This window comes from Xanthobacter lutulentifluminis (assembly GCF_043194675.2).
Lineage (GTDB): Bacteria > Pseudomonadota > Alphaproteobacteria > Rhizobiales > Xanthobacteraceae > Xanthobacter.
Genome location: NZ_CM195525.1, coordinates 1,344,517 through 1,371,467, shown reverse-complemented (window position 1 = coordinate 1,371,467; position 26,951 = coordinate 1,344,517). Strand labels below are relative to the sequence as shown.

Here is a 26,951-nt window from a genome sequence, read left to right as displayed (position 1 = left end):
TCCGGATGGATCGAAGGGAATTTGTGCGCGGGAATAGGCCATGCGGCGCGCCGGGGGAAGGGCGGCGCGCGCGGGACGCCCGCCCGCCGGTGCATGGCGGACGCGGCGAGGCAGCGGCTCAGTAGCGCAGGCGGGCGTAATAGGAGGACTGGGCGGCGGCGCGGGCCTGCCCCAGGGTCAGGATGCCGCGCGCCCGGAGCAGCGGCAGCAGGCGCAGGAAGATGTCCGCCGTCACCAGCGCGTCGCCGAGCGCGGTGTGGCGGCCCGACACCTCCACCCCGAGCCGCTTGGCCATGGCCTCCAGATTGTGGCTGTCCTCCCCCGGGTGGACGACGGAGGCGAGCAGCAGCGTGTCCAGCACCGGCTGGTCGAAGCGCACGCCGGTCGCCTCCTCCTTCAGGGTGAGGAAGCGCATGTCGAACGCCACGTTGTGGCCCACCAGCACCGTGTCCTCGGTGAAGGCGCGGAACGCGGGGAGAACCGCGGCAAGGCGGGGCTTGCCGCGCACCATCTCCGGCCGGATGCCGTGCACCGCGATGCCCGCCTCCGGGATGGAGCGGCCGGGGTCCACCAGCTGGTCGAAGCATTCGGTGGCGAGCAGCCGCCCGTTGACGATGCGGGTGGCGCCGATCTGCAGGATCTCGTCGCCGCCGGCCGGGTCGAGGCCGGTGGTCTCGGTGTCGAACACGGTGTAGGCGATCTCGGTCAGCGGACGGTCGTCGCTGTCGCGGCTCTGCTCGCTGGCGGCGAACAGGTCGAAGTCGTAATAGGCCGGCCGGCTCTCGCCGGGCGCGGGGACCTCGTGCGCGGCCCCGCTGGCCACCGGCAGCAGGAAGCGGAAGGCCGCGCCCGAACCGTCGCGCGCCCGCTCCACCCACAATTCCCCGCCGTGCCGCTCCACCACGTCGCGCACCGAGAGGGGGGAGAGCGAATCGCCCGCCTGCATGGGGCTCGACGGCCAGCCGGCGAAACCTGCCGTCTCGGTGCCGCGCCAGGCAAGGTCGAGATGGGCCCGTCCGCCCGCGGGAGCGAGGCGCAGGGCGAGGCCGGGGGCGCCGTTCGCCTCCTTCAGCCGGCCGGCGAGGAAGGACAGCGCCTTGATGAGGGCGAAGCTGTCCACGCTCAGCCACAGCTCGGGGTCCACCTCCTCGGTGATGGCCTCGCAGCCGGTCTCGGCGGCGATGCGCTGGGCGGCGGCGGCGACGAGGTCCGCGCCCAGCATGTCCTGCAGCGGCCAGCGGGCCATCACGTCCTGCGAGGCGTCGGCGGCAAGGGCGGTGAGGCGCTGGCTCATGGCGCCCACCTCGTCGCGCACCACCGCCTGGAACTGCTCTCGATCGGCCGGCTCGAGGTCGGGATAGTCCAGCATGTCGAGGGCCGCCTGCATGCTGGCGAAGGAGGCCCGGCTCGCCTCGGAGAGGTCGAGCCAGCGCCGGTCCTGCCGCGAGAGCGCCTCGTATTCGTCGGTGATGTCCTCCAGCAGCAGCACGAAGCCGGTGAGCGCGCCGCCCCCTTCGCCCGCCGTGCGCACGGGGGCGATGAGCACCTGGATGAGGTGGCCGAGCGGCGTGGTGGTGACGAAGCGGGCGGAGGCCCGCGCATCCCCCCGCGCGATGCGGCGCTCGATGGTTTCGCGCGCATGGGCGATCAGCGCGCGGTCGATCACCGCGTGGATGGAGCGGCCGAGGCCGATCAGCTCCGCCCCCCCCGCGCCGCCCGGCGCCTGCGAGAGCCGGCCGAACAGCGCCCGCGCCCGCGCATTGTAGAGCAGGATGCGGCCTTCCAGATTGAGGACGATGACCGATTGCTGCAGCTCCGCCATCAGCGCGGCGAGCTGGTCGCGCTGGAGGGCGACATTGCGGCTCGCCTCCGCCACCAGGCGTGCCATGTCGGCCTGAAGCGCGCTGCGCTGGGCGGCGAGGGCGTTCACCGCCTCGGCGACGGCGCGCGTGGCGGCGCTGCCCTGCGGCACGATGGGCGGGGCCGAGGCATCGCCGGCCGAGACGCGGATGGCGTCGGCGAGGCGGGCCGGGGCCTCCACGTGGGCGGCATAAAGCCGGCGCATCAGCAGGCCAGCACCGGCCGCGGCGAGGAACCACCACAGGAACACCAGCGCGCCGTGGCTCTCCACCAGCGGCAGCACGGCTTCCGCCACGCGGTCGCGCGCCTCGGGTCCGATGGCGGCGGCCAGCAGGGCGATCCCGCCCGCGGCCCACAGCGCAAGCCCCACCGCCGGCGCGAGCGCCGCGGCAATCAGCCGGCGGTCGAGGCTCATGCCAGAAGGTCCTTCACCTTCTGCACCAGATCGCGGGTGGAGAAGGGCTTTGTGACATAGGCATCCGCGCCCGCGCCCACGCCGCGCGCCATGTCGGTCTCGCGGCCCTTGGCGGTGAGCATGACGATGCGGGTCGAGGCCACCTCGGCATCGGCGCGCACCGCCTCGCACACGTCGAAGCCGGACATGCCGGGCATGGTGGCGTCCAGCAGCACGAGGCGGGGGTGCTCGCGGCGGATCACCTCCAGCGCCTGCGCCCCGTCGCGGGCGACGATCACCTCGAAGCCCTCGCGCTTCATCATGAATTCGAGGGAGATGACGATGTTGGGCTCGTCATCGGCGATGAGCACCTTTGGTTTCATGCCGGGGGCCGGGTCCGGGCTCGGTTGCGGGATCATGGCGTCTCCTCCTTCGGCCGGTAGGGCAGTCTGAACGCGAAGCACGCTCCGCTGCCGTCTTTCTGGTCCAGCCACATGATGCCGCCGAAATGATCCACGATCTGGCGGCTGATCGGAAGCCCGAGCCCGGTGCCGGGTGGGCGTGTCAGGGCGTCGCCGCCCTGGCGGAACTTCTCGAATATGGTGTCGCGGTCGGCCGTTGGCACGCCGGGGCCGTTGTCCTGGACGCGCACCACGATGCCGTCGGCGTCGGCGGCGAGGCTGACATCGATGCGGCCGTCGTCCTTGCGCGCGAACTTCACCGCATTGGAGATGAGGTTGAGCATCACCTGTGTCAGCCGGTCGGGATCGGCGCGCAGGAGCGGCACCGTGTCCGGGGCGGTGAGGGTGATGCGCGCGCCGCGCGTGCGGGCGAGCTCGGCGGTGGTGGTGACGGCATCGCCCACGAGCCGGCGCATGTCCACGTCGGCGCTATGCCATTCGGCATGGCCCGATTCGATCTTGGCCATGTCCAGCACCTGGTTCACCAGCCGGCCGAGGCGCTCGCTCTCGCCGACGATGATGTTCAGGAACTCCTCGCGCTGCGCCTCCTCCATGTCGGGGGCGTCGAGCATCAGCTCGGACAGGGCGCGGATGGCGGTGAGCGGGGTGCGCAGCTCGTGGGTGACGGACGACATGAAGTCGTCCTTGAGCTGGTCGAGGGTCTTCAACTGTTCGTTGGCCGCGGTCAGCTCGGCGGTGGCGAGCTCCAGCGAGCGGGATTTCTCCTCGATGGTGCGGGCATAGACGCGCAGCTGGGAGGCTTCGCTGAGGATCTCCATCACATCGGCGGTGCCGAGCGGCTCTTCCTCCGCCACCGCCGCCACCAGCACCCGCGCCGAGGCGCTACCCACCGCGCCGGCGATGCGCCGCTCCACCAGATCCACCAGGCGGGCGTCGGCGGTGACTTCCGCGACATCCGCAAGGCCGCGGGCGCGGGCGTGCTCCTCGAAGATCTGGCGCGCCGCCTCGGGCCCCAGCAGCCGGCTGGCCAGCGCCATCAGGTCGTCCGGGCGGGCATGGCCGCGCCAGAACACCGGATCGTCGCCCGTCCCGGCCTGCCGGCCCCGGGCGAACACATCGACGAACAGCAGCGCCTGGCTCGCCTCCCGCCCGGACGGCGCGCGCCACAGCGACAGGCCCACATAGAGGCCGACGTTGACGAGCAGGCTCCAGAACAGGGAGTGGGAGAGGTTGTCCAGCCCCACGAGCCCGAACAGCCGCTCCGGGGCGAGGGCGGAGATGCCGAACGGGCCGTTGATGAGGAAGCCGTCGGCGATCCAGCCGGATTTCGCCACCGAGGGCAGCATCAGCGTGTAGGCCCAGACCAGGAAGCCGCCGGCGAGGCCGCCGATGGCGCCGAGGCGGGTGGCGTCGCGCCAGTACATGCCGCCGAGCAGCGCCGGGCCGAACTGCGCCACCGCCGCGAACGAGATGAGGCCGATGGAGACCAGCGCATAGGCCTCCCCCGCCACCTGGAAGTAGAGATAGCCCAGCAGCAGCACCGCGAGGATGGCGGCGCGGCGGATGTTGAGCAGCAGCCCCGTCAGGTCGCCGCCCGCCCGCGCGCCGAGCACCTTGAGGCGCAGCAGGGTGGGCATGACGAGATCGTTGCAGACCATGGTGGAGACGGCGATGGTCTCCACGATCAGCATGCCGGTGGCGGCCGAGAGCCCGCCCACATAGGCCAGAAGCGCCAGACCCGGCGCGCCGTTGGCCAGCGGCAGGGACAGCACGAAGGTTTCCGCATCCGCCCCCGAGGTGCCGAACAGCACCAGCCCGCCCAGCGCCACCGGCAGAACGAAGATGTTGATGACCAGCAGATAGGCTGGAAACACCCACGCCGCCCGCTTCAGGTGGCGCTCGTCCACGCACTCCACCACCATCATCTGGAACTGGCGCGGCAGGAGCAGCACGGAGAGCATGGACAGCAGCGTCAGCGTGAACCACTGGGCATAGGAGAAGGCGCCGGCCCCGCCCGCGCCGCCGAGGCGCAGCAGGTCGTTCAGGCCCGGCAGCTGCTGCGCCCGGGCCCAGATATCGGCCATGCCGTCGAACAGGCCCCAGGTGACGAAGGCGCCCACGGCGAGGAAGGCCAAAAGCTTCACCAGCGATTCGAACGCCACCGCCGCCACCATGCCCTCGTGCCGCTCGGCGCTGTCGAGGTGGCGGGTGCCGAACAGGATGGTGAAGAGGGCGAGGGCCAGCGTCACCAGCAAGGTGCCGTCCTGCCAGAAGGCGGGCGCCGCGCTCGCCCGCGCCCCGCCGCCGGTGAGCACGCCATAGCCGGCCGAGACCGCTTTCAGCTGCAGGGCGATGTAGGGGACGATGCCCACCACGGTGATGAGCGTCACCAGCGCTGCCACCAGCGGGCTCTTGCCGTAGCGGGAGGCGATGAAATCGGCGATGGAGGTGATGCGGTAGGTGTGGGCGATGCGGATCATCTTGCGCACCACGATCCACGCCACCAGCATCGCCAGCATGGGCCCGAGATAGATGGGCAGGAACCACACGCCCGTCGTCGCCGCCCGGCCGACGCTGCCGAAATAGGTCCAGGCGGTGCAGTAGACCGCCAGCGACAGGGCATAGATCCAGGCGTTGCCGATCACCGAGCGGCCCTGCGCGGCCCGCCGGTCAGCGAAGGCGGCCACCGCGAACAGGAGGCCGAGATAGAGCGCGGCCGCGCCCACCACCAGCGCCGGATGCATCATGGCGCGCGCTCCCCTGTCAGGGGCGCGGCTCCGGACGGGAGGGACCGCGTGTGTTGGCGCCGGGGGCGGGGCGGGTCCGCCCGGTCCGGGCTGAAGGCGCGCCCGCCGGACGGGCGGGGCGACCACCTCCGGACAAGTCGGACGTCGGCCGGACAGGAGCCTGGGGCAGGATCGGTCGCCAGGGCGCGTCGCGCCGCCGGGAGCGCGGTGCCCGGCGACGGATGCCTCCGCACAGCGGGGCGGATGCGCGCCGGTTCCGGGTGGGGTGCGTCAGGGCGCATGGCCGGGATCTCCCGGCGCCGGCGGCAGCACGTCCCGGCCGCTGCGGCGCTCGCTCGCCAGCGCGAGGGCGGCGATGAGCGCGGCCCAGATGGCGAACAGCGCCACCGGCAGCAGCGGCAGGCCCAGCACCGTCACCGGCGCGTCCCAGACGATGAGCAGGGGAAAGTTGAACGCCGCCAGACCCACGGCGAACAACGCCAGCAGCACCTGCGGCCGCGGCCCGCGGTCGCCCGCGCTGCGATGGCCGCCCGCGCGTGGCAGGGGCGTCGGGCCGGGGTCGCCGTCCGGGGTCATAGGGCGTCGAACCGGTAGTGCCGCCCGAGCCACTGCTTGAAGCCGCGGACGATGGCCAGCGCCTCTTTCAGCGCCTGCTTCTCCAGCGTCCCGAGCTCGGACAGGCGGATGGCGTTGCTGGGGGCGCGGCCGTCCGCCATCTGGCGCAGGTTGTTGGCGAGCTTCAGGCCGATGAGGAAGCGCAGCGCATCGGTGAGGTCGCGGGCATAGCCGGCGTCCATGTGGCCAGTCTGCGCCAGCGCCGTCAGGCGGTCGGCGGTGCCGAGCGCGGGGATGCGATATTCCAGCGCCAGCGCGCGCACGCCGTGGACCAGCGGGAAGATGCCGAGCTTCTTCAGGTCGATCTCCGCGGCCGCGCGGCCGGTGAGCCCGGGCAGGCGGCTCCACCAACTGCCGCCCTCGCCGAACCGCTCCACCGCCTGGGCGAAGCGGGCGAAATAGCCGGCGTCGTTCATCATCAGGAAGTCAACGTGCGCCCGCGCCGCCTCCAGCAGGCGCGCGTCCCCGGCCACCGGCGCGGCATCGAGGAAGATGGCGAGGTTCATGGGCCCCTCCGGATCGCCGCCATGGATCCAGCGCCGCAGCGTGTCCTTGAAGTCCGAGACCTGCTGGCACCACAGCGGCCGGCTCAGCATGATCCCGCCGGGGCAGGGGGGATAGCCGAACTCGATCAGCGCGGCGGTGAAGCGCCGGGTGATGTCGTCGAGGCCGGGGAAGTCGAAGCCGTCCGCAAGCAGCAGGGCGTTGTCCTGGTCGGTCTTGATGATCTGTTCGCCGCGCCCCTCGCTGCCCATCACCACGAGGCAGCTGTTGGCGCGCAGCTCGTCGGGCGCGAGCATTTCCCACAGGCGGCGGAACACCGTGCGGTTGAGCTCGCCCACCAGGGCGGCGATGACCTCGACACGCACGCCGTCGCCGTTCAGCACCGCGACCAGGCTGTCGATCTGCCGCGCGGCGTCGGCGAGCTCGGCGGGGGAGGTGGCCTGCTCGGCCTCCAGGGCGATGAGGTGGGAGTGGTTGGCCACGAAGGCCATCAGGTCGAGCTGGCCGAGCACGCCGACGATGGCGTCGCTCCCGGCCTCGCGCACCAGCACCCGGTGGATGCGGTGGCGCAGCATGACGATGAGGGCGTCATACAGCTCGTCGTCGGCGTCGACCGCGCAGGGGTCGAAGGTCGTCACCTCGCGCACGGCCAGCGCCGCGGGCGGGGTCTCGCGCAGCAGCGCGTCGCGCAGGTCGGTGGTGGTGAAGATGCCGATGCGCCCGCCGTCGCGCACCAGCGCCTCGCTGATGCCGCGCTCGGAGAGGGCGCGGCAGACGCTGACCAGATCAGTGTCGCCCTCGACGAAGAAGGGTTTGCGGACGAACACGTCCCGCACCCGCGAGGTCATCAGCGAGACGAACTCGCGGCTCTCGCGGGCGAGGGCCGAGACCCGCCCGGCGGAACCGGGCGGGTCGGAAGGCTGGAGGCCGAGGGCATCCTGTCCCCGGGCCTTGTCGGCCCGGGGGGGATGGGTCCGGCGCTCCTCTTGCGCGGCGCCGGGCGCAGTGTCGTCCGGCTGCGGCATCTGGCGTCGGCGTCAGTGCGCCGAGGCTTCCGCCGCGCCGATGCCGGTCTCCGAGCGCACTTCCTGCGCCGGGAAGCCAGCCCGGTCGAGCTTGGCGCGCTGGCTGTTGTCGAGGATCGACACCAGCCAGATGCCCAGGAAGCCGAGCGTCATGGAGAACAGCGCCGGCGAGGTGTAGGGGAACGGCGCCGAGCCGGCGGGGTTGCCCAGCGTGGCTTCCCACACGGACGGCGACAGCACGGTGAGGATCACCGAGGAGGCAAGGCCGAGGAAGCCGCCCACGACCGCGCCCTTGGTGGTGCAGTCCTTCCACAGCACCGACATGAACAGCACCGGGAAGTTGGCCGAGGCGGCAACCGCGAAGGCCAGCGACACCATGAAGGCGATGTTCTGCTTCTCGAAGGCGATGCCGAGCAGCACGGCGAGGACGCCGAGGCACAGCGTGGTGATGCGGGACACCTTCAGCTCCGAGGCGCTGTCGGCCTTACCCTTCTTGATGACCGTCGAGTACAGGTCATGGGACACCGCCGAGGCGCCCGAGAGGGTGAGGCCGGCCACCACCGCGAGGATGGTCGCGAACGCCACCGCCGAGATGAAGCCGAGGAACACGTTGCCGCCCACCGCATGCGCGAGGTGCACGGCCGCCATGTTGTTGCCGCCCACGAGGGCGCCCTTGGCGTCGAGGAACTCGGGGTTGGTGAGCACGAAGGTGATGGCGCCGAAGCCGATGATGAAGGTCAGCAGGTAGAAGTAGCCGATCCAGCCGGTGGCCCACATCACGGACTTGCGGGCTTCCTTCGCGCTCGGCACGGTGAAGAAGCGCATCAGGATGTGCGGCAGGCCGGCGGTGCCGAACATGAGCGCCATGCCGAACGAGATGGCCGAGATCGGATCCTTGATGAAGGAGCCGGGACCCATGATCGCCTGGCCGGCGGCCGCGGCAGCCTGGGGCGTGGTGCCGGGCTTGGCGGCGGCGAGGTTGGTCTTCACCTCGACGGCGGCGGCGAACATCCTCTCCGGGGAGAAGCCGTAGCGCCACATCACCATGAAGGCCATGAAGGACGCGCCGCCGAGCAGCAGGCAGGCCTTGATGATCTGCACCCAGGTGGTGGCGGTCATGCCGCCGAACAGCACGTAGACCATCATCAGCGCGCCGACGATCACCACCGCGATCCAGTAGTCGAGGCCGAACAGCAGCTTGATCAGCTGGCCGGCGCCCACCATCTGGGCGATGAGGTAGAAGGCGACCACCACCAGCGTGCCGGACGCCGCGAACACGCGCACCGGGGTCTGGGCGAAGCGGAAGGCGGCCACGTCGGCGAAGGTGAACTTGCCGAGGTTGCGCAGGCGTTCCGCCATCAGGAAGGTCAGGATCGGCCAGCCGACGAGGAAGCCGATGGAGTAGATCAGGCCGTCATAGCCCGAGGTCATCACCGCGGCCGAGATGCCGAGGAACGAGGCGGCCGACATGTAGTCGCCGGCGATGGCGAGGCCGTTCTGGAAGCCGGTGATGCCGCCGCCCGCGGTGTAGAAGTCGGCGGCCGACTTGGTCTTCGCCGCCGCCCACTTGGTGATGTAGAGCGTGCCCATGACGAAGACTGCGAACATGGTGATCGCGGTCCAGTTCGTGGCCTGCTTCTCGGCCGTGCCGAGGTCGCCGCCGGCGGCGAGGGCGAGGGTGGGCAGGAGGGTGAAGGCCGCGAGGGCCGCAAGGCGCGAGGCCTTGCCGGTGAGAACGCGCATCGACATCACTTGAGCACCTGCTGCTTGATCTTCTCGGAGAGATCGTCGAACTCGCCGTTGGCGCGACGGACGTAGACGGCAGTGATCAGGATCGTGAAGACGATGACGCCGAAACCGATCGGAATGCCCCAGGTCATCACGCCGTCGCCGATGCGGGCCGAGAGCACGTCCTTGCGGAAGGCGATCAGCACGATGAAGCCGTAGTAGACGACCAGCATCGCCAGCGTGAGAATCCAGCCGAAGCGCGAGCGCCTGGCCTTGAGAGCCTGGTAATTGGGATCGGCCGCTATGCGCGCGGCGAGAGATGCATCCATTGGAAGCCCCCCTTTGCGGTCGCGGACATCCGCGGACCTGGTTGTTATCTTGGTCGAGGCATGTACCCTTTGCGGCATGCCTCGCGTCTGCAATCTGAACCAGACGCGCCGCGCGCGCTAGTTGGGTAAATACCGTACTTTCGGCGATACCCTTGCGTCGCCCGTGAGCAATCGCAATATCGCGGCGCAATATGGCTCCGGCGCCGGAAGTTTTGACATTCTAGTCGGTTAGATGCGCATATTGACCGACGGGCCGGCCACGCGGCAGCGCCTTTTCTCCCGGTCTTCCGCCGGCTATTCGATCCCCGCCCGGTCGTTATACTTTGGGAGGGGAATTCTTGCTGCCTGCTCCATTGGTATGAGCCCGCCGCGGCGAGGGGGCGATCCGGGCGGGGAAGGGGCAGGCGAGGCGGCGGGACCGGAGGGCGCGATCGGGGCGGCTTGCGTGCTGCCGGGCCTTGGCTACTCTCCCGGCCGAATGTCGCGCGGACGTGTCACGCGTGAGGCTCGCGGGCGGGGGAACTTCGGTGCGTCGACGGATCTGGATCGGGCTGGCGCTGGTCGTGGCGGCGGCGGTGGCCGCGCGGGTGGCGATGGTGGCCGGCGACCTGCCGGCGGCGGCCACCGGGGCCCACATGGAGGCGCTGCGCAGCGACCTGCCGCGGATGCGCTCTTTCCTGGAGCGCATGCCCAAGGGCGGCGACCTGCACACCCACCTGTCCGGGGCGGTCTATGCGGAGCGCTTCATCGCCTGGGGCCTCGCGGACGGGCTGTGCCTGCGGCGTGCCGACATGAGCCTGCTGCCGCGCCCGTCCGGCGCGGTCCCGGACCAGCCCTGCGGCGCCGACCCCGGCGTGGTGCCCTTGGCCGAGGCGGTTTCCGGCCCCCAGGGGCAGCGCACCTACGACCTGCTCATCAACGCGCTCTCCATGCGCTGGTACCTCCCCTCGCAGGGGGTGCCCTCCGGCCACGACCAGTTCTTCAGCACCTTCAGCCGCTTCAACGCCGCCACCGGCGGCGCGGACTGGGAGCGGACCCTGGCGCGGCTCGCCGACATGACCGCGGACCAGCTGCGGCAGTACGCGGCCGAGAACGTCCATTATGCCGAGTTCATGGTCACGCTGTTCGAGGGAGAGGACCGCCAGCGGCTTGCCCGCGCCATCGGCGAGGCGCGCGAGCCGGCGGACATGCTGGCCGCGGTCCGGGCCGCGGGGCTCGACGGCGTGGTCGCCGCCCGGGCGGCGCAGATGGAGGGCCTCACCCGCCGCATCGACGAGACGCTCGGCTGCTCGCCCGCCCGCACCGAGCCGGGATGCGGCGTCGCCTATCGCTTCATCGCCCAGGTGAACCGCAACAGCGCGCCGGCCGAGGTGTTCGCCCAGACAGCGCTGAACGCCGCGCTGGTGCGGGCGGCGCCGCGCATCGTCGCCGGCCTCAACTATGTCGGGCCGGAGGATTTCCGCATCTCGCTGCGCGACTATCGCATGCACATGCGCTGGATCGGCTTCCTCGCCGGCACCGACGTGCCGGTGGCGCTGCATGCCGGGGAGCTGTGGCTGGGGCTGGTGCCGCCGCCCGATCTCGAATTCCACATCCGCGAGGCGGTGGAGGTGGCGGGCGCGCGCCGCATCGGCCACGGCACGGCGGTGGGGTTCGAGCGCGATTCGGACGGATTGCTCGCGGAAATGCGCCGGCGCGGCGTTGCGGTGGAGATCGCGCTGACGTCCAGCGACGTCATCCTCGGCGTGCGCGGGCGCGAGCACCCCATCGCCACCTATCTCGCCGCAGGCGTGCCGGTGACCCTCGCCACCGACGACGCCGGCGTCTCGCGGATCGATCTCACCAACGAATATGTCCGCGCGGCGCGCGACCACGGTCTCGGCTATGCGCGGCTGAAGGCGCTGGCGCACAACGCGCTGCTCAAGGCGTTCCTGTCGGAGGACGATCGGCGGGCCGCGCTGGGCCGGCTGGATCGCGACTTCGCCGCCTTCGAGCAGGAGGTGGCGTCGGCCATGCCACCGCTGGCGCGGGCGGCTGCCCTCGTCCGCGCCCTGCTGCCGGGCGGGCGCTGAGGCCGCCCCCCGGCCGATAACGCAGGCTCTCCCGGGGGGGGGGCGGCCCTCGCCTGCGCCGGCAGCCCATTCTTGCTGGGGGCGGAGCCGGCCGGGCCGGCCAGCCGCCTCTTTCTATGTTGCCGTCCGCGAGGTCAGGCTGCCTTCGGCGCCTTGCGCACCAGAAACGGGCCGATGGCCAGAAGGTCCAGCCCCGAGTTCAGCAGCACGTGGGCCGCGTCGGCGGGGCGGTGGACCAGCGGCAGGCCGTGCAGGTTGAGGGAGGTGTTGAGGATGCCGCCCACGCCGGTGCGGGCCCGGAAGCGCTGGATCAGGTCCCAGTAGGCGGGGTTGGCCTCGCGTGTCACCACCTGCGGGCGGCAGGTGCGGTCATAGGGATGGATGCCCGCCTTCAGCACCTCGGCCCCGGCGGGGGCGGTGTCAAAGGAGAGGATCATGTAGGGCGCCTCGATGCCCTTCGGGTTCACGAGGTAGTCGCCGGCCGCCTCCGCCACCATGGAGGAGGCGAACGGCATCCAGAAGTCCCGGCTCTTCACCATCTCGTTGATGATGCGGATGACCTCCGGGTTGCGCGGATCGGCGATGATGGCGCGGTTGCCGAGGGAGCGGGCGCCGAACTCCTCGCGGCCGGCGAAGCGGCCCACCACATTGCCGGCCACCAGCAGATCGGCCACCGCGTCGTTGATCTCGGCCGGCCGCTCGATGACGATCTCGCCCTTCGCTTCGTGGGGGGAGAGGTCGGCGAGGATCTCTTCCTCGCTCCACTCCGGCCCCAGATAGAAGGAGCGGATGGGCGCCACCGCCGCGCCGCCCATGCGCTCGGCCTGGGCGAGGTAGGCCGCGCCGATGGCGTTGGTCTCGTCGCCGCAGGAGGGGTAGACGAACAGCTGCTCGACCTCGTCGAGCTCCATGACGCGCTTGTTGGCCTTCACGTTCATGAAGACGCCGCCGGCCAGCGCCAGCCGCCGCACGCCGGTGGCGCGGACCGCGCGGCGCACCAGCTCGCACAGCATCTCCTCGGTGAACAGCTGCACGCCGCCCATGATGCCGTCGAAGCGCTGCTCGAAGAAGATGCGCTCCAGCGCCGGCTGGATGTGCATGGTGTGGGGCACGCCCGGGGCGCGGCGCCAGGTGGGGCTGCCGTCCTCGGCCCAGATGAACAGGGCGTGCAGCTGGTCCGCCACCCGCCGCGAGGCCGAGGGCGAGGCGTAGGGCGCCATGCCCATGATCTTGTATTCGTGCTCGTTGGGCACCATCCCCTGCATGTAGGTGACGACGCCGTAGAGCGTGCCGAAGGAGTGGCTCCAGTCGGTGGCGAAGCGGCGCTCCAGGCGGTTGCCGCTGCCGATGCTGACGGTGGAGCACAGGCTGTCGCCCGAGCCGTCCACGGTGATGACCAGCACCGGGGCCTCGCGTTCGGCCTGTCCGAAATAGGCGGTGGCGGCGTGGCACTCGTGGTGCTCGAAGGTGCGGATGGCCTCCGGCCGGTAGCCGAGGGCGAGATAGGCGTCCCGGCGGCGGCGCTGCTTGTCGGCGCGCACCACGTTGACGAGGGGGGTGTGGCGCAGCGCCTCGCGCACGCGCCCCTTCCAGCCGCCGGTCTCCCGGAACAGGCGGATCCAGCCCATGCGGTCGAGCGGGGGGATGGGCAGGTGGCCGGCCAGCGCCAGCACCTCCACGTCCGCCGGCCGCAGGTTCTGCCGCGACAGCAGCCAGTCCATCGCCTGGGTGGGAATCTCGTGATAGTTCTTGATCCGGCGCGGCCGCTCCTCCTGCAGCGCGCTCAGGCTGCCGTCGGCGGCGATGAGCGCGGCCGCGGCATTGTGGGAATCCGAAATTCCGAGAATCGTCATCTGACGGCGTCTCCGGCCTCGACTGCGGTCGCGTGCCCGGTGGGGCGGCTTAGGTGGCGGGCAGCCGCCTGCCGGCGGCTCCAGTGGACTTCGTGGCCGCCGGGAAGCGGCCGGAGGGTGCGCGCCGCCCGGGAAAGGCGGCATCGGTTCAAGCCGCCGGGGCGGCGGTCCCGGTGCGGTCCCCTGGCCGGAAAGGCCGGCGGGGGCTGGGCGCGCGGGACTTCCAGACGCGACTTCGACCCCGCGCCGGCGAGGGAGGTCCGCCCGCCGGCATGCACCGTGTCGACGCCGCCGGATCGTGCGGGTATTCCCCCACGGTCACCCATACAAAAAAAACCGAAATGCAATCAATGCGCGATATGCGCCCGCGGATGGGTTGTGAGCTGCTGCATGCGCTCAGTCCGGCTCCCTCATCCGGTAGCCCACGCCGGTTTCGGTGCGGATGTAGCGCGGCTGCTCGGGATTGTCCTCCAGCTTCTGCCGGAGCTGGCGGATGTACACGCGCAGATATTGGGGATCATGCGCGCTGCCCCAGACAGTGCTGAGGATTTGGTGGTGTGTCAATACCCGTCCCGCATGCTGCACCAGCAGGCGCAGGATCTCGTATTCCTTGGGCGAGAGCCGCAGCTCCGCTCCCTTGAGGCGGACGATCCGCCGCACCAGGTCCACCGACAGGTCGCCGGCCTGGAACAGCGGCTTCTCCCCCTGCTGCTGCAGGCGGTGCCGCAGGGCGACGCGCAGGCGGGCGATCAACTCGTTCATGCCGAACGGCTTGGTCACGTAATCATCCGCCCCGGCGTCGAGCGCCGCGACGATGCCGGGCTCGTCGGTGCGGCTGGAGAGGATGACCACGGGGGCCGTGAAGCCCTCGCCCCGCCAGCGCGCCAGAAGGTCGCGGCCGGAGAGGCCCGGGAGGCCGAGATCGAGGATCACCAGGTCCGGCGGGTCCGCCGCGGCCTGGTCGATGGCCTCCTCCGCCGAGGCCGCGCCGGTCACATGATACCCCTGGGCCGAGAGCCCGGTCTGCAGCAGGCGGCGGATCGCCGGCTCGTCGTCCACCACCAGCAGATTCACGGCAGCGGTCACGGGCTGGCCTCCGGGGCGTGCGCGCCGGCGGCGACCGGCAGGCTGACGGTGAAGACGGCGCCGGGGCCGTCGGTCCGGCCGGCGGCGGTCACCGTGCCGCCCATGGCTTCCACGAAGCCGCGGCAGATGGCAAGGCCGAGGCCGGTTCCGGCCCGCACGTGGTCGCCCTTGGTGACACGGTAGAACTTGTCGAACACCCGCTCGCGGTCGGCCTCGCGGATGCCGGGGCCCTCGTCCTCCACGTCGAGCCGCACCCGGTTCCCCTCCACCCGGCCGGACAGGCGCACGCGCGAGCCCTCCGGCGCATATTTGGCGGCGTTGTCCAGCAGGTTGAACAGCGCCTGCTCGAACAGGACCGGGTCCAGCCACAGCATGGGCAGGTCCGGGGCCAGATCGACCTCCACCCGGTGGTGCTTCAGGATCGCCTCCCCGCGGGCGAGCGCGCTGCCGATCACCTCGGCGAGGTCGCACAGCCCGGCGTTGGGCATGATGGCGCCGGATTCCAGCCGCGTCATGTCCAGCAGGTTGGCGATGAAGCGGTTGAGGCGCGCCGCCTCCTCCTCGATGGTGGCGAGCAGTTCCGTCCGCGCCTCCTCCGCCAGCGCCGGGGCGAAGCTGCGCAGCGTGCCGGCGGCCCCCATGATGGAGGCGAGCGGCGTCTTCAGGTCGTGGGAGATGGAGGTGAGCAAAGCGGATCTCAGCCGGTCGGTGGCCGCGCCGAGCCGCGCCTTCTCCACGTCCGCCACCAGGTTCACCCGCTCCACCGCCAGCGCCGCCTGATCGGCGAGGGCGTCCAGCAGGCGCACCTGCTCGGGCGCGAGCAATGGGCCGTCCCGGTCGCGGTCGATGCCGATCACCCCCACGGCGCCGCGCCCCGTGCGCATGGGCATGAACAGGCGCCGCGCGCCCGGCAGGGTGTCGGCGCCCCGCCCCGCCTGGCGGTTGTGCTCGAACGCCCAGCGGGCGGCGGCGAGGTCGGCGGCGTCGAGCGCGTCCTCGGGCGGATAGCCGGCGCGCACCGCCAGCGCGCCGTCCTCGTCGGGCAGCAGCAGCACTACCCGCACGCCCAGCATGGAGGCGATCTGGAACGCCGTGGCCCACAACAGGTCGTCCAGCGTTCCCGCGCCGGCGAGCTTGCGGGCGAACAGATAGAGGTCCTCGGTGGTCTTGGCCCGCGCCCGCGCCGCCAGCGCCTGGGCCCGCACCCGCGCCGTGAGGTTGCTGGCGATGACCGCCACCACGAGGAAGAAGAACAGCGCGACCACGTTCTCCGGGTCGGTGATGGTGAAGGTGTAGAGCGGCGGGATGAAGAAGAAGTTGAACGCCAGCATGCCCGCCAGCGAGGTCATGAGCGCCGGCCGCAGGCCGAAGCGCACGGCGCTCACGAGCACGGCGGTGAGGAAGACGAGGGCGATGTTCTGCAGCGCCAGGATCCGCTGCAGGCCGAAGCCCACGGCGGTGGCGGCTGCGACGATGGCGAGGCTGGCGAGATAGGGTCGGGCGTCGAGCCGCAGCCCCTCGGCGGTCGCCGGACGGCGCGGCGGGGCCGCCTCGGACAGCGCGTCGCCGGCGATCACATGCACGGAAATGTTGCCCGAGCGGCGGACGAGCTCGTGCACCACGGAGCCGTGCAGGATCTCGAACCAGCGGGACCGGTCGGACTTGCCGACCACGATGTGGGTGGCGTTGGTGGCCCGGGCATGGGTCAGCACGTCGTCGGCGATGCGGGGGCCGCCGGGGACGGTCACCGTCTCCCCGCCCATGCGGCCGGCGAGGCGCATCACGTCGGCGATACGGTCGCGCTCCGCCTCGCCCAGCTGGGCGCTGCGGGCGGTCTCGACATAGAGCGCGGTCCATGGCGCGCGCAGGCGGTCGGCGAGGCGCTTGGCGTAGCGCACGAGCCCGGCGCAGCGCGGGTCCTCGCTGACGCAGACCAGCACGCGGTCCCCGGCCGCCCATGGCCCGGCGATGGCGTGGGCCCGCATGTGGGTCAGAAGCTGCTCGTCCACCCGCTGGGCGGTGCGGCGCAGGGCCAGCTCCCGGAGGGCGGTGAGGTTGCCGGGGGAGAAATAATTGTCCACCGCGCGGCGCGCCGTCTCCGGCACGTAGACCTTGCCCTCCTTCAGCCGCACCAGCAGGTCGCCCGGGGTGATGTCGATGATCTCGATATCGTCCGCCCGGTCGATCACCGCGTCGGGCACGGTCTCGCGCACCCGCACGCGGGTGATCTGCGCCACCACGTCGTTGAGGCTCTCCACGTGCTGGATGTTCAGCGTGGAATAGACGTCGATGCCGGCCGCCAGCAGCTCCTCCACGTCCATGTAGCGCTTGGCGTGGCGGCTTTCCGGGCCATTGGTGTGGGCCAGCTCGTCCACCAGCACCAGCGCCGGCCGGCGGGCGAGGATGGCGTCGAGGTCCATCTCCTCCAGCGTCCGCCCCCGGTAGGTGACACGGCGGCGGGGGACAACTTCCAGCCCCGCCACCAGCGCCTCGGTCTCGCGCCGGCCGTGGGTCTCCACCACGCCCACCACCACGTCCACGCCCTCGCGCCGGCGGGCGTGGCCGGCGGTGAGCATCTCGTAGGTCTTGCCGACGCCGGGCGCGGCGCCGAGGAAGATCTTGAGCCGTCCGCGCGCCTCCCGCCCGGCTTCCTCCAGCAGGGCCTCGGGCGAGGGGCGCCTGTCCGCGGCGCGGTCTTCCGTCATGGCCTTCTCCGGGGCCGGGCGTCATCGTCCGGACCGTGCGACTGGTCTGTCACCGGCGCGGGCCGTTGTCGAGGCGGCGGCCGCCGGTCGCGCCCAGCCTCGCCGCAGGACGGGCCGGGCGCCATAAAATTCGCGTATAGGTCCCGCGCGCGCTTTGGCATTCTCCTGGCGCCGCCGAGCCTCTAGAGTGCGCTCCCCATCCGCGTTCCCCCACACAGACGAGCCATCCATGACCGAGGACGAACTCGCCGCCCGCGTCCAGGGCGATAACGGCGTCACGCTCAGCCCCGACGAGGCGCGGGCCATCGCCACGCTGGCGCAGGAGCTGAACGGACGTGTCGCCGCCGCGGCGGATGCCCGGCCGGCCATGGAGGGCGCGCCGTGGAGCTTCGCCACGTTGCTGGTCGAGTTCGCCGGCACGGGGAAGGCGCGGGAATGAGCGCGCCCCGGACGGTTTTCCTCTTTTCCGGCGCGCGGGAGACATTGGCATGAGCGGGCATTTCACTCTCGGCGTCGTGGAGATGGCGGACGCCGTCGCCGACGGGGCCGTCACCGCCGAGGCGCTGGCCGATGAGGCCCTGACCCGGCTCGCCGCGCTCGGCCCGCGCTTCAACGCCATCATCCGCATCGATGCCGAGGCGGCGCGGGCATCGGCGCGCGCGGTCGATATCGCCCGGGCCAAGGGTGAGCCGCTGGGGCCGCTCGCCGGCGTGCCGCTCGCGCACAAGGATCTGATCTACCGCGCCGGCCGCCCCTGCACCGGCGGCTCGCTGATCCGGCGCGACTTCGTGCCGGACATCACCGCCAGCGTGCTGGAGCGGCTGGACGCCGCCGGCGCGCTCGATCTCGGCACCCTCCACCTCACCGAGTTCGCGCTCTCGCCCACCGGCTTCAACGCCCAGCTCGGCCATGGCCTCAGCCCGTGGAACACGCAGTACGGCTCCGGCGGCTCGTCCTCCGGCTCGGGGGCGGCGGTGGCGGCGCGGCTGGTGCCGGCCGCCCTCGGCTCGGATACCGGCGGCTCCATCCGCCATCCCTCGGCCATGTGCGGCGTGACCGGGCTGAAGCCCACCAACGGCCTCGTGCCGCTCTATGGCGCCATGCCGCTGGCGCCGAGCCTCGATTCCATCGGCCCGCTCACGCGCACCGCGCGCGACGCGGCCCGCATCATGACCGTCATCGCCGGCACGGACGCGCGGGATGCCTCGACCCTTCCGGCCCCGGCGCTGGACTTCGAGGGCGGGCTGAACGGCGACCTCAGGGGCGTCACCGTCGCCGTGCCGTCCGGCTACTACACCGAGCTCGCCACCCTGGAGATCGCCGCGCTCCTGGACGACAGCCGCGCGGTGCTGCGCGACGCCGGCGCCCGCATCATCGAGACCCGCAGCCCCGACATGGCGCTCGTGAACGCGCTGATGCAGGTGGTGATGGTGGTGGAGATGGCCACCCTGCACCGGCGCTGGCTGGCGGAGCGGCCGCAGGATTACGGCGCCATGGTGCGTGCCCGCATGCTGCCGGGCCTCGCCCTGCCGGCCACCCGCTATGCCGAGGCGCTGATGATGCGCGGCGCCATCGCCCGCGACTGGCTCGCCAGCGCCATGGGCGAGGCGGACATGGTGCACATGCCCACCCTTCCCGTGCCGGTGCCCTCCATCGCCGAGGCGACCGCGGGCACTCTGGAGGAGCAGGGCGTGGTGCTCGGCCGCGTCACCACCATGACGCGGGGCATCAATTACGTGGGCCTGCCGAGCCTGTCGCTGCCGTGCGGCTTCACCGCCAACGACCTGCCGGCGGCGTTCCAGCTGGTGGGGCGGCCGTTCAGCGAACCGGCGCTGCTGCGGGCCGGCGATGCCTACCAGCGCCGCACCGGTTTCCACACCCTCCTGCCGCCCGGCTGCGGTCCGCTCGCCTGAGCGGATCGCCGGATGCCAGCCCCCCGCGACCGGTCGAGATCCCGGACATGACTGAGACCGCCGAACTGCCCCCCGCGACCGGACCCGGATGGTCCGGGACGGGCTTCAACCTCGCCCGCTACTGCCTCGATCAGGGGGCGGCCGATGCGCGGCCGGCGCTGCTTGTTGCGGACGGTCCCGAGGGCAACATCGTCGAGACCTGGAGCTACGGCGCGCTCAGGGAGGCGGTGGCCCGCACCGCCGGCGGGCTCGCGGGCTACGGGCTGCCGCGTGGCGCGCGGGTGCTGCTGCGGGTGGGCAATACCTCGGAATTCCCTCTGCTGTTCTTCGGCGCCATCGCCGCCGGCCTCGCGCCGATTCCCACCTCGACCATGCTCACCCAGGCGGAGGTGGACCTCATCCTCGCCGATTCCGGCGCCGGGCTGGTGATCGGCGACGGCTCCGGCGCCATGCCGTCCGCTGCGGGCGGGGCGGTGGTGCTCGGGCCGGGAGACACGGCGGCGCTCGGGGCTTCGGCCCCGGCGGGCTTCGCCGACACCGCGCCGGACGATCTCGCCTTCCTCGTCTACACCTCGGGCACCAGCGGCCGGCCCAAGGGCGTCGCCCATGCGCAGCGGGTGGTGCTGGGTCGCAGGCCGATGCGCGAGGGCTGGTACGGTCTGAAGCCGGACGACCGTCTGTTCCACGCCGGGGCGTTCAACTGGACCTACACGCTGGGCGCGGGGCTGATGGACCCGTGGTCCGTGGGCGCCACCTCCGTCGTGCATCTGGGCGAGCGCCCGCCCGAGGCCTGGCCCGACCTCCTGGAGGCCACCGGCGCCACCCTGTTCGCCGCGGTGCCCGGTCTCTACCGGCGGATTCTGAAATATGCACGCATCACGCCCGCGCGGTTTCCCAAGCTGCGCCACGGGCTCACCGCCGGCGAGGCGCTGAAGCCGGCGCTCCATGCCGAATGGCTCGCCGCCACCGGCCGCCCGCTCTATGAGGCGCTCGGCATGAGCGAGATCTCCACCTATGTCTCGTCCGGCCCGCATGTGCCGACCCGGCCCGGCAGCCCCGGCAAGCCGCAGGCCGGCCGCCGGGTGGCGGTGCTGCCGGTGGAGCCGGACGCGCCGGGGGCGGATGCGCCGCTGCCGGTGGGGGATGCGGGCATCCTTGCCGTCCATCGCTCCGATCCGGGGCTGATGCTTGGCTATTGGGGCCTGCCGCAGGAGACCGCCGCCGCCATGCGCGGGGCGTGGTTCCTGACCGGCGACGTGGCCCGCTTCGATGCCGATGGCTACCTCTGGTACGAGGGCCGCGCCGACGACCAGATGAACGCCTTCGGCTATCGGGTGGCGCCGGAGGAGGTGGAGCGGGCGCTTGCCGGCCATCCCAACGTCGCCGAGGTGGCGGTGACGGAGACCGGCGCGGGCGATGTCTCGGTCATCACCGCCTTCGTGGTGCTGCGGGACGGCGTTCCGCCCGATCCCGCGCCGCTGGAGGCGCATGCGGCGCTCCATCTCGCCGACTACAAGCGCCCGCGGGCCTACCGCTTCGTCGCGGAGCTGCCGCACACCGCTTCCGGCAAGGTCCAGCGCCGCGCGCTCAGGGGCTGAGAGGCGACCGGAAAGGGCAGGCCGCCGGCATGCGGGCCTTGGCCCGTGCTTGGCCCGCGCCGACGCAAGCTCCACGCGGCGGCCCGTGAAACGGGCGGGAAGCGCCGTCAGCCTGCCGCGCGGCTGCGGCGTGCCTGTGCCGATACTCGCCGGCCAGAGAGGGCGGCTCACGGTCGCCCTACCGCGCGACCGGTCGATGTGCGAGCCAGCCGATGTGCGAGCCAGCCGTGGCACGCGGGCTCGCTGCCGCTTTGGCATGCGCCGTCGATCCACCAACGGTCGCGCCGGGCGCCGTCGGCCGCCTCCGGGGCGCGGCGCGCCACCATCCCGCCAGGCGCCCTCGCCGACTACAAGCGCCCGCGGGCCTACCGCTTCGTCGCGGAGCTGCCGCACACCGCTTCCGGCAAGGTCCAGCGCCGCGCGCTCAGGGGCTGAGGGGCGACCGGAAAGGGCCGGCCGCCGGCTGCGGGCCTTGGCCCGTGCTTGACCCGTGCCGACGCAAGCTCCACGCGGCGGCCCGCGAAACGGGCGGGAAGCGCCGTCAGCCTGCCGCGCGGCTGCGGCGTGCCAGTTCCGATACTCACCGGCCAGAGAGGGCGGCTCACGGTCGCCCCACCGCGCGACCGGTCGATGTGCGAGCCAGCCGATGTGCGAGCCAGCCATGGGCACGAGGACCCGCTGCCGCTTTGGCATGCGCCGTCGATCCACCAAGGGTCGCGCCGGGCGCCGTCGGCCGCCTCCGGGGCGCGGCGTCGCCACCATCCCGCCAGGCGCCCCCTCACGCCACCTGCGCCACCGGAGCCGTGCTGGCACGCGCATCCTCGAGCGCCATGCGCGCGCCCTGCTCGGCGATCATGGCGGTGGGAGTGTTGGTGTTGCCGGAGGTGATGGTGGGCATGATGGAGGCATCGATCACCCTGAGGCCGCCGATGCCCAGCACCCTGAGGCGCGCATCCACCACCGTGCCGGGGTCTTCCGGCCGTCCCATCTTCGCGGTCCCGACCGGGTGGAAGATGGTGGTGCCGATATCGCCGGCGGCTTTCGCCAGCGAGGCGTCGTCGTCGCCCACGGCGGGGCCGGGCAGGTATTCCTCCGGCCGGTAGGGGGCGAGCGCCTGCTGGCGCATGAGGCGGCGGGTGACGCGGATGGCGTCCGCCGCCACCTGCCGGTCCGCGTCGGTGGAAAGATAGTGCGGGGCGATGGCAGGCGCCGCATCGAGCGCGCGCGACGCCAGCCGCACCTCCCCGCGCGAGGTCGGGCGCAGGTTGCACGCCGCCACCGTGATGGCCGGGAAACGGTGCAGCGGCTCGCCGAACTTGTCGAGCGAGAGCGGCTGCACGTGGAACTGGATGTTCGCCCGCTCCTGGTGCGGATCGGAGCGCGTGAAGATGCCGAGCTGCGAGGGCGCCATGGTCAGCGGTCCGCGCCGGCGCAGGGCATAGTCCAGTCCCATGAGGGCGCGGCGCGGCAGGGAATAATAGGTCTCGTTCAGGGTGCGGATGCCGTGGACCTTGTAGATGGCGCGCTGCTGCAGGTGGTCCTGCAGGTTGCGCCCGACCCCGGGGCGGTCCAGCACCGGCGCGATGCCGAGCGGCGCGAGCCATTCGCCCGGTCCGATGCCGGAGCGCTGCAGCACCTGCGGCGAGCCGATGGCGCCGGCGCAAAGGATCACCTCGCCCTGCGCCCGCGCCTCCACCATCCGCCCGCCCTGCATGTAGCGCACGCCCACCGCGCGGCCGTTCTCGATCACGAGCCGGTCCACCAGCACGCCGGTCTCCAGCCGCAGGTTGGGACGCGAGAGGGCGGGCTTGAGGAAGCCGCGCGCGGACGACCAGCGGCGCCCGCGCTTCTGGTTCACGTGGAAATAGCCGACGCCCTCGTTGTCGCCGGTGTTGAAATCGGGAACCTTGCGCACGCCCATCTGCGCCGCCGCCTCGCCCACGGCGTCCAGCACGTCCCAGGAGATGCGCGGCGCCTCGATGCGCCAGCCGCCGCCCACCGCATGGATGTCGCTGGCGCCGAGGAAATGATCCTCCAGCGCCTTGAAGGAGGAGAGCACGTCGTCCCAGCCCCAGCCGGGCAGGCCCAGCTGGCGCCAGTGGTCATAGTCCGCCGCCTGGCCGCGCATGGAGATCATGGCATTGATGGCCGAGCAGCCGCCGATGACCTTGCCGCGCGGATAGGCGAGGGAGCGCCCGTTCAGGCCCGGTTCGGCCTCGGTGCGGAACATCCAGTCGGCGCGCGGATTGCCGATGGCGAAGAGATAGCCCACCGGAATGTGGAACCAGATCCAGTTGTCGCGCCCGCCCGCCTCCAGCAGCAGCACGCGGTGGCTCGGGTCCGCCGACAGGCGGTTGGCGACGATGCAGCCGGCGGTGCCGGCGCCGACGACGATATAGTCGAATTCGCCTTCCAGGCGCTCCGCCGGGCGGTCGGTGGCTTCCATGGCGTCTCTCCCCTCGCGCTTGATTGCCTCTTTGATCCCAGCTTGGAAATTTGCATTCAAGGCCGATAAACTCGGGACCATTCTGCAAAAATGCAGGCTATCGGGAACGGGCATGGACTGGGACGACCTGCGTATCTTCCTCCAGCTGGCGCGCACCGGCCAGATGGCGGCGGCCGGGCGCGCGCTGGGCATCGACGATACCACCGTCGGCCGGCGGGTGGCGCGGCTGGAGCGGCAGGTGGGGGCGGCGCTGGTGGCCCGCGCCGGGCGGCGCACCGTCATCACCGAGCACGGGCAGAAGCTGGCGCAGGCGGCGGAGGAGATCGAATCCCTCGTGCTGCGCAAGATCGTCGGCCTCGGCGAGGACGAGATGCAGGTGGCTGGCCGCGTGCGCATCGGCGCGCCGGAGGGCTTCGGCGTCGGCTATCTGGCGAGCCACCTCGCCGAGCTCTCCGCCGACAACCCGCGGCTGGAGACCGAGCTCGTCGCCCTGCCGCGCGCCTATTCGCTGGCGAGCCGGGAGGTGGACATCGCCATCACCCTCGACCGGCCGGCGGCGGGACAGGTGAGCGTGAAGCGCCTCACCGACTACACGCTGGAGCTCTACGGCACCGCCGCCTATTGCGCCCGGCGCGGCCGGCCGGCGAGCCTTGCCGACCTCGCCGGCCACCTGTTCGCCGGCTACATCCCGGAGCTGCTGTTCACCGCCGCGCTGGATTTCTCCACCCTGAAGGAGGGGGTGGCGGTGAGCCCGGTGGCGCGCAGCACCAGCGTCATCGCGCAGGTGAATGCGGTGGCGAGCGGCGCGGCCATCGGCGTCCTGCCCACCTTTCTCGCCGCCGCCCATCCGCAGCTGGAGGTGCTGCTTGCGGGCGAGGTGCTGCTGACCCGCAGCTACTGGATCTCGGTGCACGACGACCTGAGGCACCTCAACCGCATCAAGGCGGTGCTCGGGGCCATCACCGCCCGGGTGCGGGCCGACCGCGCCCTGTTCATCCGGCGATGAAGCGGGCGCGGGCCTCGCGGAAGCGGCGGGCGATGAATTCCCGCAGCACGGCGATGCGACGCACCCCGGCCGTGTCGGGATGCGCCAGCAGGAAATAGGATCGGCGGAAGGCGAGGGCGGGCAGGATGCGCACCAGTTCGTCCTGGTGGAGGGCGGCGGCGAAATCGTGCAGCACGCCGATGCCGGCTCCGGCCCGCACCGCCTCCATCTGCCCCACCACGCTGGCGCAGCGGAAGCGCCGGGCGGCGTGGCGCTCCAGCACGTCCGAATAGTCGAGGGCGGAGGCATAGGCGAGGTCCTCCACGCCCGTCACCACCACATGGGCGGCGAGATCCTCGGGCGCCTGCGGCGTGCCGTGGCGGGCGAGGTAGTCGCGCGCCGCGTAGGTGCCCAGCGTGTAGTCGGACAGGCGCGACACGACCAGCCGCCCCTCGGTGGGCCGGTCGAGCACGATGGCAAGGTCCGCCTCGCGCCGGGAGAGGGAGAAGGTGCGCGGCAGCGGCACCAGTTCCACCACGAGGTCGGGATGGAGCTGCGCCAGAGCCCCCAATTCGGCGGCGAGGAAGTAATTGCCGAGCCCGTCCGGCGCCCCCACCCGCACCGTGCCGGAAACGGCGGCTGCCTCCGTGCGCAGCGTTTCCGCGACGCCGAGCATCTCGGCCTCGATCCGCTCGGCCGCCGGCAGCAGCATTTCGCCCGCCTGGGTCAGCACGCAGCCGGCGGGCCGGCGATCGAACAATGGCGCGCCCAGCGCCTGTTCCAGCGCATCAAGCCGGCGCGCCACGGTGGCATGGTTCAACCCCAGCCGGCGGGCGGCCGCGAGCAGCTGCCCGTGGCGGGCGACGGCGAGGAAGATGCGCAGGTGGTCCCAATCCATGGCTTCAAATTTTGCACAATGGATGATGCGGAGAAAGTGTTGATGAGCGCGAGTTGAAGCGTGATGACAGGTGCTCCCTTCCGGCGGCACCGCCGCCCCAGCACGGGACCACGCATCATGTCCGCGCTTTCCGCTTCTGCCGCCTCTCCCTCCGCCGCGCCCGTCGCCATCCCGCACTACATTGCCGGCCGCCGTGTCGCCGGCACCAGCGGCCGCAGCGCGCCGGTGTTCAATCCCGCCACAGGCGCCCGCTCGGGCGAGGTGGCGCTGGCGTCGCAAACGGAGGTGCGGGCCGCGGTGGAGGCGGCGAAGGCCGCCGCGCCCGGCTGGGCGGCCACTACACCCCTGCGCCGCGCCCGCATCCTGAACGCCTTCCTGCGTATCCTCGAGGAGCGCATCGACGTGCTGGCCGCCGTCATCACCGCCGAGCACGGCAAGGTGCTCTCGGATGCCAAGGGCGAGATCCAGCGCGGCATGGAGGTGGTGGAATTCGCCACCGGCGCGCCGCAGCTGCTGAAGGGCGAGATCACCGAGGACGTGGGCACGCGGGTGGACAGCCACGCGGTGCGCCAGCCCCTCGGCATTGTCGCCGGCATCACCCCGTTCAACTTCCCGGCCATGGTGCCCATGTGGATGTTCCCGGTGGCGCTCGCCTGCGGCAACTGCTTCATCCTGAAGCCGTCGGAGCGCGATCCCTCCGCCGCTTTGCTGCTGGCGGAATGGCTGAAGGAAGCGGGCCTGCCGGACGGCGTGTTCGCCGTGGTCCAGGGCGACAAGACGGCGGTGGACGCCATCCTTCACGACCCGGACATCGACGCGGTGAGCTTCGTCGGCTCCACCCCCATCGCCCGCTACATCTACGAGACTGCCGCGCGCACCGGAAAGCGCTGCCAGGCGCTGGGCGGCGCCAAGAACCACATGATCATCATGCCCGACGCCGACATGGACCAGGCGGTGGATGCGCTCATGGGCGCGGCCTATGGCTCGGCCGGCGAGCGCTGCATGGCCATCTCGGTGGCGGTGCCGGTGGGCGAGGCCACCGCCGAGGCGCTGATGGCGAAGCTGGAGCCGCGGGTGCGCGCGCTCAAGGTCGGCCCCGGCACCGATCCCGAGGCGGAGATGGGCCCGCTGGTGACGCGCCAGCATCTCGACAAGGTGTCCGGCTATGTGGACCAGGGCGTCGTCGAGGGCGCGAAGCTGGTGGTGGACGGGCGCGGCCTCAAGCTCCAGGGCTATGAGGATGGATACTTCATCGGCGGCACCCTGTTCGACCACGTGACGGCGGACATGCGGATCTACCGCGAGGAGATCTTCGGCCCGGTGCTCTCCGTGGTGCGGGCGGCGGGGTATGACGAGGCGGCGCACCTCATCAACACCCACGAGTTCGGCAACGGCACCGCCATCTTCACCCGCGATGGCGACGCCGCGCGCGAGTTCGCGCATCGCATCCGGGTGGGCATGGTGGGCATCAACGTGCCGATCCCGGTGCCGATGGCGTTCCACTCGTTCGGCGGGTGGAAGGCCTCGCTGTTCGGCGACCATCACATGCACGGGCCGGAGGGCGTGCGCTTCTATACGCGCCTGAAGACCATCACCACCCGCTGGCCCACCGGCATCCGCGCCGGCGCCGACTTCGTGATGCCGACCATGCGCTGACGGCGCGCCCGGGCAGGGTGCTTCCCGGCCCGGGCTGCGAGCAATCACGCGCCTTCGCGACAACTTCCTCCGTTTGGGGGATGCGGGGCGGGTCGGTCCGGGCAAAACATGATAC

18 protein-coding genes are annotated in these 26,951 nt (G+C 71.8%); 6 read left to right on the top strand and 12 right to left on the bottom strand.

The window, feature by feature from the left end; all coding sequences use genetic code 11:
• Nucleotides 1-118: 118 nt before the first annotated feature.
• The 7 genes from V5F49_RS06180 to V5F49_RS06150 form a co-directional block, all read right to left on the bottom strand.
• Nucleotides 119-2,275 (bottom strand): 3'-5' exonuclease, encoded by a 2,157-nt coding sequence (locus V5F49_RS06180; RefSeq protein WP_394115968.1) that lies wholly within the window; start codon nucleotides 2,273-2,275, stop codon nucleotides 119-121.
• Nucleotides 2,272-2,673 (bottom strand): response regulator transcription factor, encoded by a 402-nt coding sequence (locus V5F49_RS06175; protein ID WP_394115969.1) that lies wholly within the window; start codon nucleotides 2,671-2,673, stop codon nucleotides 2,272-2,274. The genes V5F49_RS06180 and V5F49_RS06175 overlap by 4 nt, the downstream gene beginning before the upstream one ends.
• On the bottom strand, nucleotides 2,670-5,423 hold the full coding sequence (locus V5F49_RS06170) for an ATP-binding protein (RefSeq protein ID WP_394115970.1): 2,754 nt from the start codon (nucleotides 5,421-5,423) through the stop codon (nucleotides 2,670-2,672). Before V5F49_RS06170 ends, V5F49_RS06175 begins: the two co-directional genes overlap by 4 nt.
• Before the next feature lie 270 nt (nucleotides 5,424-5,693).
• Entirely contained in the window at nucleotides 5,694-5,999 is a 306-nt protein-coding gene (locus tag V5F49_RS06165) for an MHYT domain-containing protein (RefSeq protein ID WP_394115971.1), read from the bottom strand.
• The gene (locus V5F49_RS06160) at nucleotides 5,996-7,567 is read right to left on the bottom strand and encodes a putative nucleotidyltransferase substrate binding domain-containing protein (RefSeq protein ID WP_394115972.1); all 1,572 of its coding nucleotides are present in this window, start codon (nucleotides 7,565-7,567) and stop codon (nucleotides 5,996-5,998) included. Before V5F49_RS06160 ends, V5F49_RS06165 begins: the two co-directional genes overlap by 4 nt.
• Nucleotides 7,568-7,579: 12 nt before the next feature.
• Nucleotides 7,580-9,310 (bottom strand): cation acetate symporter, encoded by a 1,731-nt coding sequence (locus V5F49_RS06155; protein ID WP_394116284.1) that lies wholly within the window; start codon nucleotides 9,308-9,310, stop codon nucleotides 7,580-7,582.
• 5 nt (nucleotides 9,311-9,315) lie between these two features.
• Nucleotides 9,316-9,624 (bottom strand): DUF485 domain-containing protein, encoded by a 309-nt coding sequence (locus V5F49_RS06150; protein ID WP_394115973.1) that lies wholly within the window; start codon nucleotides 9,622-9,624, stop codon nucleotides 9,316-9,318.
• A 527-nt stretch (nucleotides 9,625-10,151) separates the two neighbouring features.
• Between V5F49_RS06150 and V5F49_RS06145 the strand changes: the two genes are divergently transcribed.
• Nucleotides 10,152-11,696: an adenosine deaminase family protein gene (locus tag V5F49_RS06145; RefSeq protein ID WP_394115974.1), complete on the top strand. Its 1,545-nt coding sequence runs from the start codon at nucleotides 10,152-10,154 to the stop codon at nucleotides 11,694-11,696.
• 134 nt (nucleotides 11,697-11,830) lie between these two features.
• On the opposite strand, the gene V5F49_RS06140 is transcribed toward V5F49_RS06145, so the two are convergent.
• From V5F49_RS06140 to V5F49_RS06130, 3 genes are all read right to left on the bottom strand, one after another.
• Nucleotides 11,831-13,549, bottom strand: coding sequence for a carbamoyltransferase C-terminal domain-containing protein (locus V5F49_RS06140; RefSeq protein WP_394115975.1), 1,719 nt, complete (start codon nucleotides 13,547-13,549; stop codon nucleotides 11,831-11,833).
• A gap of 396 nt (nucleotides 13,550-13,945) precedes the next feature.
• Nucleotides 13,946-14,635 (bottom strand): response regulator transcription factor, encoded by a 690-nt coding sequence (locus tag V5F49_RS06135; protein ID WP_394115976.1) that lies wholly within the window; start codon nucleotides 14,633-14,635, stop codon nucleotides 13,946-13,948.
• Nucleotides 14,632-17,340 carry a DUF4118 domain-containing protein gene (locus tag V5F49_RS06130; RefSeq protein ID WP_394115977.1) on the bottom strand — a complete coding sequence of 903 codons (2,709 nt, stop codon included), beginning with the start codon at nucleotides 17,338-17,340 and terminating at the stop codon, nucleotides 14,632-14,634. The genes V5F49_RS06135 and V5F49_RS06130 overlap by 4 nt, the downstream gene beginning before the upstream one ends.
• Before the next feature lie 229 nt (nucleotides 17,341-17,569).
• Here V5F49_RS06130 and V5F49_RS06125 point away from each other — a divergent pair, with 229 nt between their 5' ends.
• Genes V5F49_RS06125 through V5F49_RS06115 form a run of 3 tightly spaced genes read left to right on the top strand, consistent with a single transcriptional unit; the run spans nucleotide 17,570 to nucleotide 20,851 of the window.
• The gene (locus V5F49_RS06125) at nucleotides 17,570-17,779 is read left to right on the top strand and encodes a hypothetical protein (RefSeq protein ID WP_394115978.1); all 210 of its coding nucleotides are present in this window, start codon (nucleotides 17,570-17,572) and stop codon (nucleotides 17,777-17,779) included.
• 49 nt (nucleotides 17,780-17,828) lie between these two features.
• Complete coding sequence (locus tag V5F49_RS06120) at nucleotides 17,829-19,253, top strand: amidase (RefSeq protein WP_394115979.1); 1,425 nt, start codon at nucleotides 17,829-17,831, stop codon at nucleotides 19,251-19,253.
• Nucleotides 19,254-19,300: 47 nt separating this feature from the next.
• Nucleotides 19,301-20,851: an acetate--CoA ligase gene (locus V5F49_RS06115; RefSeq protein WP_394115980.1), complete on the top strand. Its 1,551-nt coding sequence runs from the start codon at nucleotides 19,301-19,303 to the stop codon at nucleotides 20,849-20,851.
• A 778-nt stretch (nucleotides 20,852-21,629) separates the two neighbouring features.
• Here V5F49_RS06115 and V5F49_RS06110 read toward each other — a convergent pair.
• Nucleotides 21,630-23,297, bottom strand: a complete 1,668-nt coding sequence (locus tag V5F49_RS06110) for a GMC family oxidoreductase (protein WP_394115981.1) — start codon at nucleotides 23,295-23,297, stop codon at nucleotides 21,630-21,632.
• A gap of 112 nt (nucleotides 23,298-23,409) precedes the next feature.
• Here V5F49_RS06110 and V5F49_RS06105 point away from each other — a divergent pair, with 112 nt between their 5' ends.
• Nucleotides 23,410-24,303 (top strand): LysR family transcriptional regulator, encoded by an 894-nt coding sequence (locus V5F49_RS06105; protein WP_394115982.1) that lies wholly within the window; start codon nucleotides 23,410-23,412, stop codon nucleotides 24,301-24,303.
• On the opposite strand, the gene V5F49_RS06100 is transcribed toward V5F49_RS06105, so the two are convergent.
• Nucleotides 24,290-25,180 carry a LysR family transcriptional regulator gene (locus tag V5F49_RS06100; protein ID WP_394115983.1) on the bottom strand — a complete coding sequence of 297 codons (891 nt, stop codon included), beginning with the start codon at nucleotides 25,178-25,180 and terminating at the stop codon, nucleotides 24,290-24,292. The two genes, V5F49_RS06105 and V5F49_RS06100, sit on opposite strands and share 14 nt — an antisense overlap.
• Before the next feature lie 117 nt (nucleotides 25,181-25,297).
• Here V5F49_RS06100 and V5F49_RS06095 point away from each other — a divergent pair, with 117 nt between their 5' ends.
• A complete protein-coding gene (locus V5F49_RS06095; protein WP_394115984.1) occupies nucleotides 25,298-26,836 on the top strand; it encodes a CoA-acylating methylmalonate-semialdehyde dehydrogenase in 1,539 nt (512 codons plus the stop codon).
• Nucleotides 26,837-26,951: the final 115 nt, after the last annotated feature.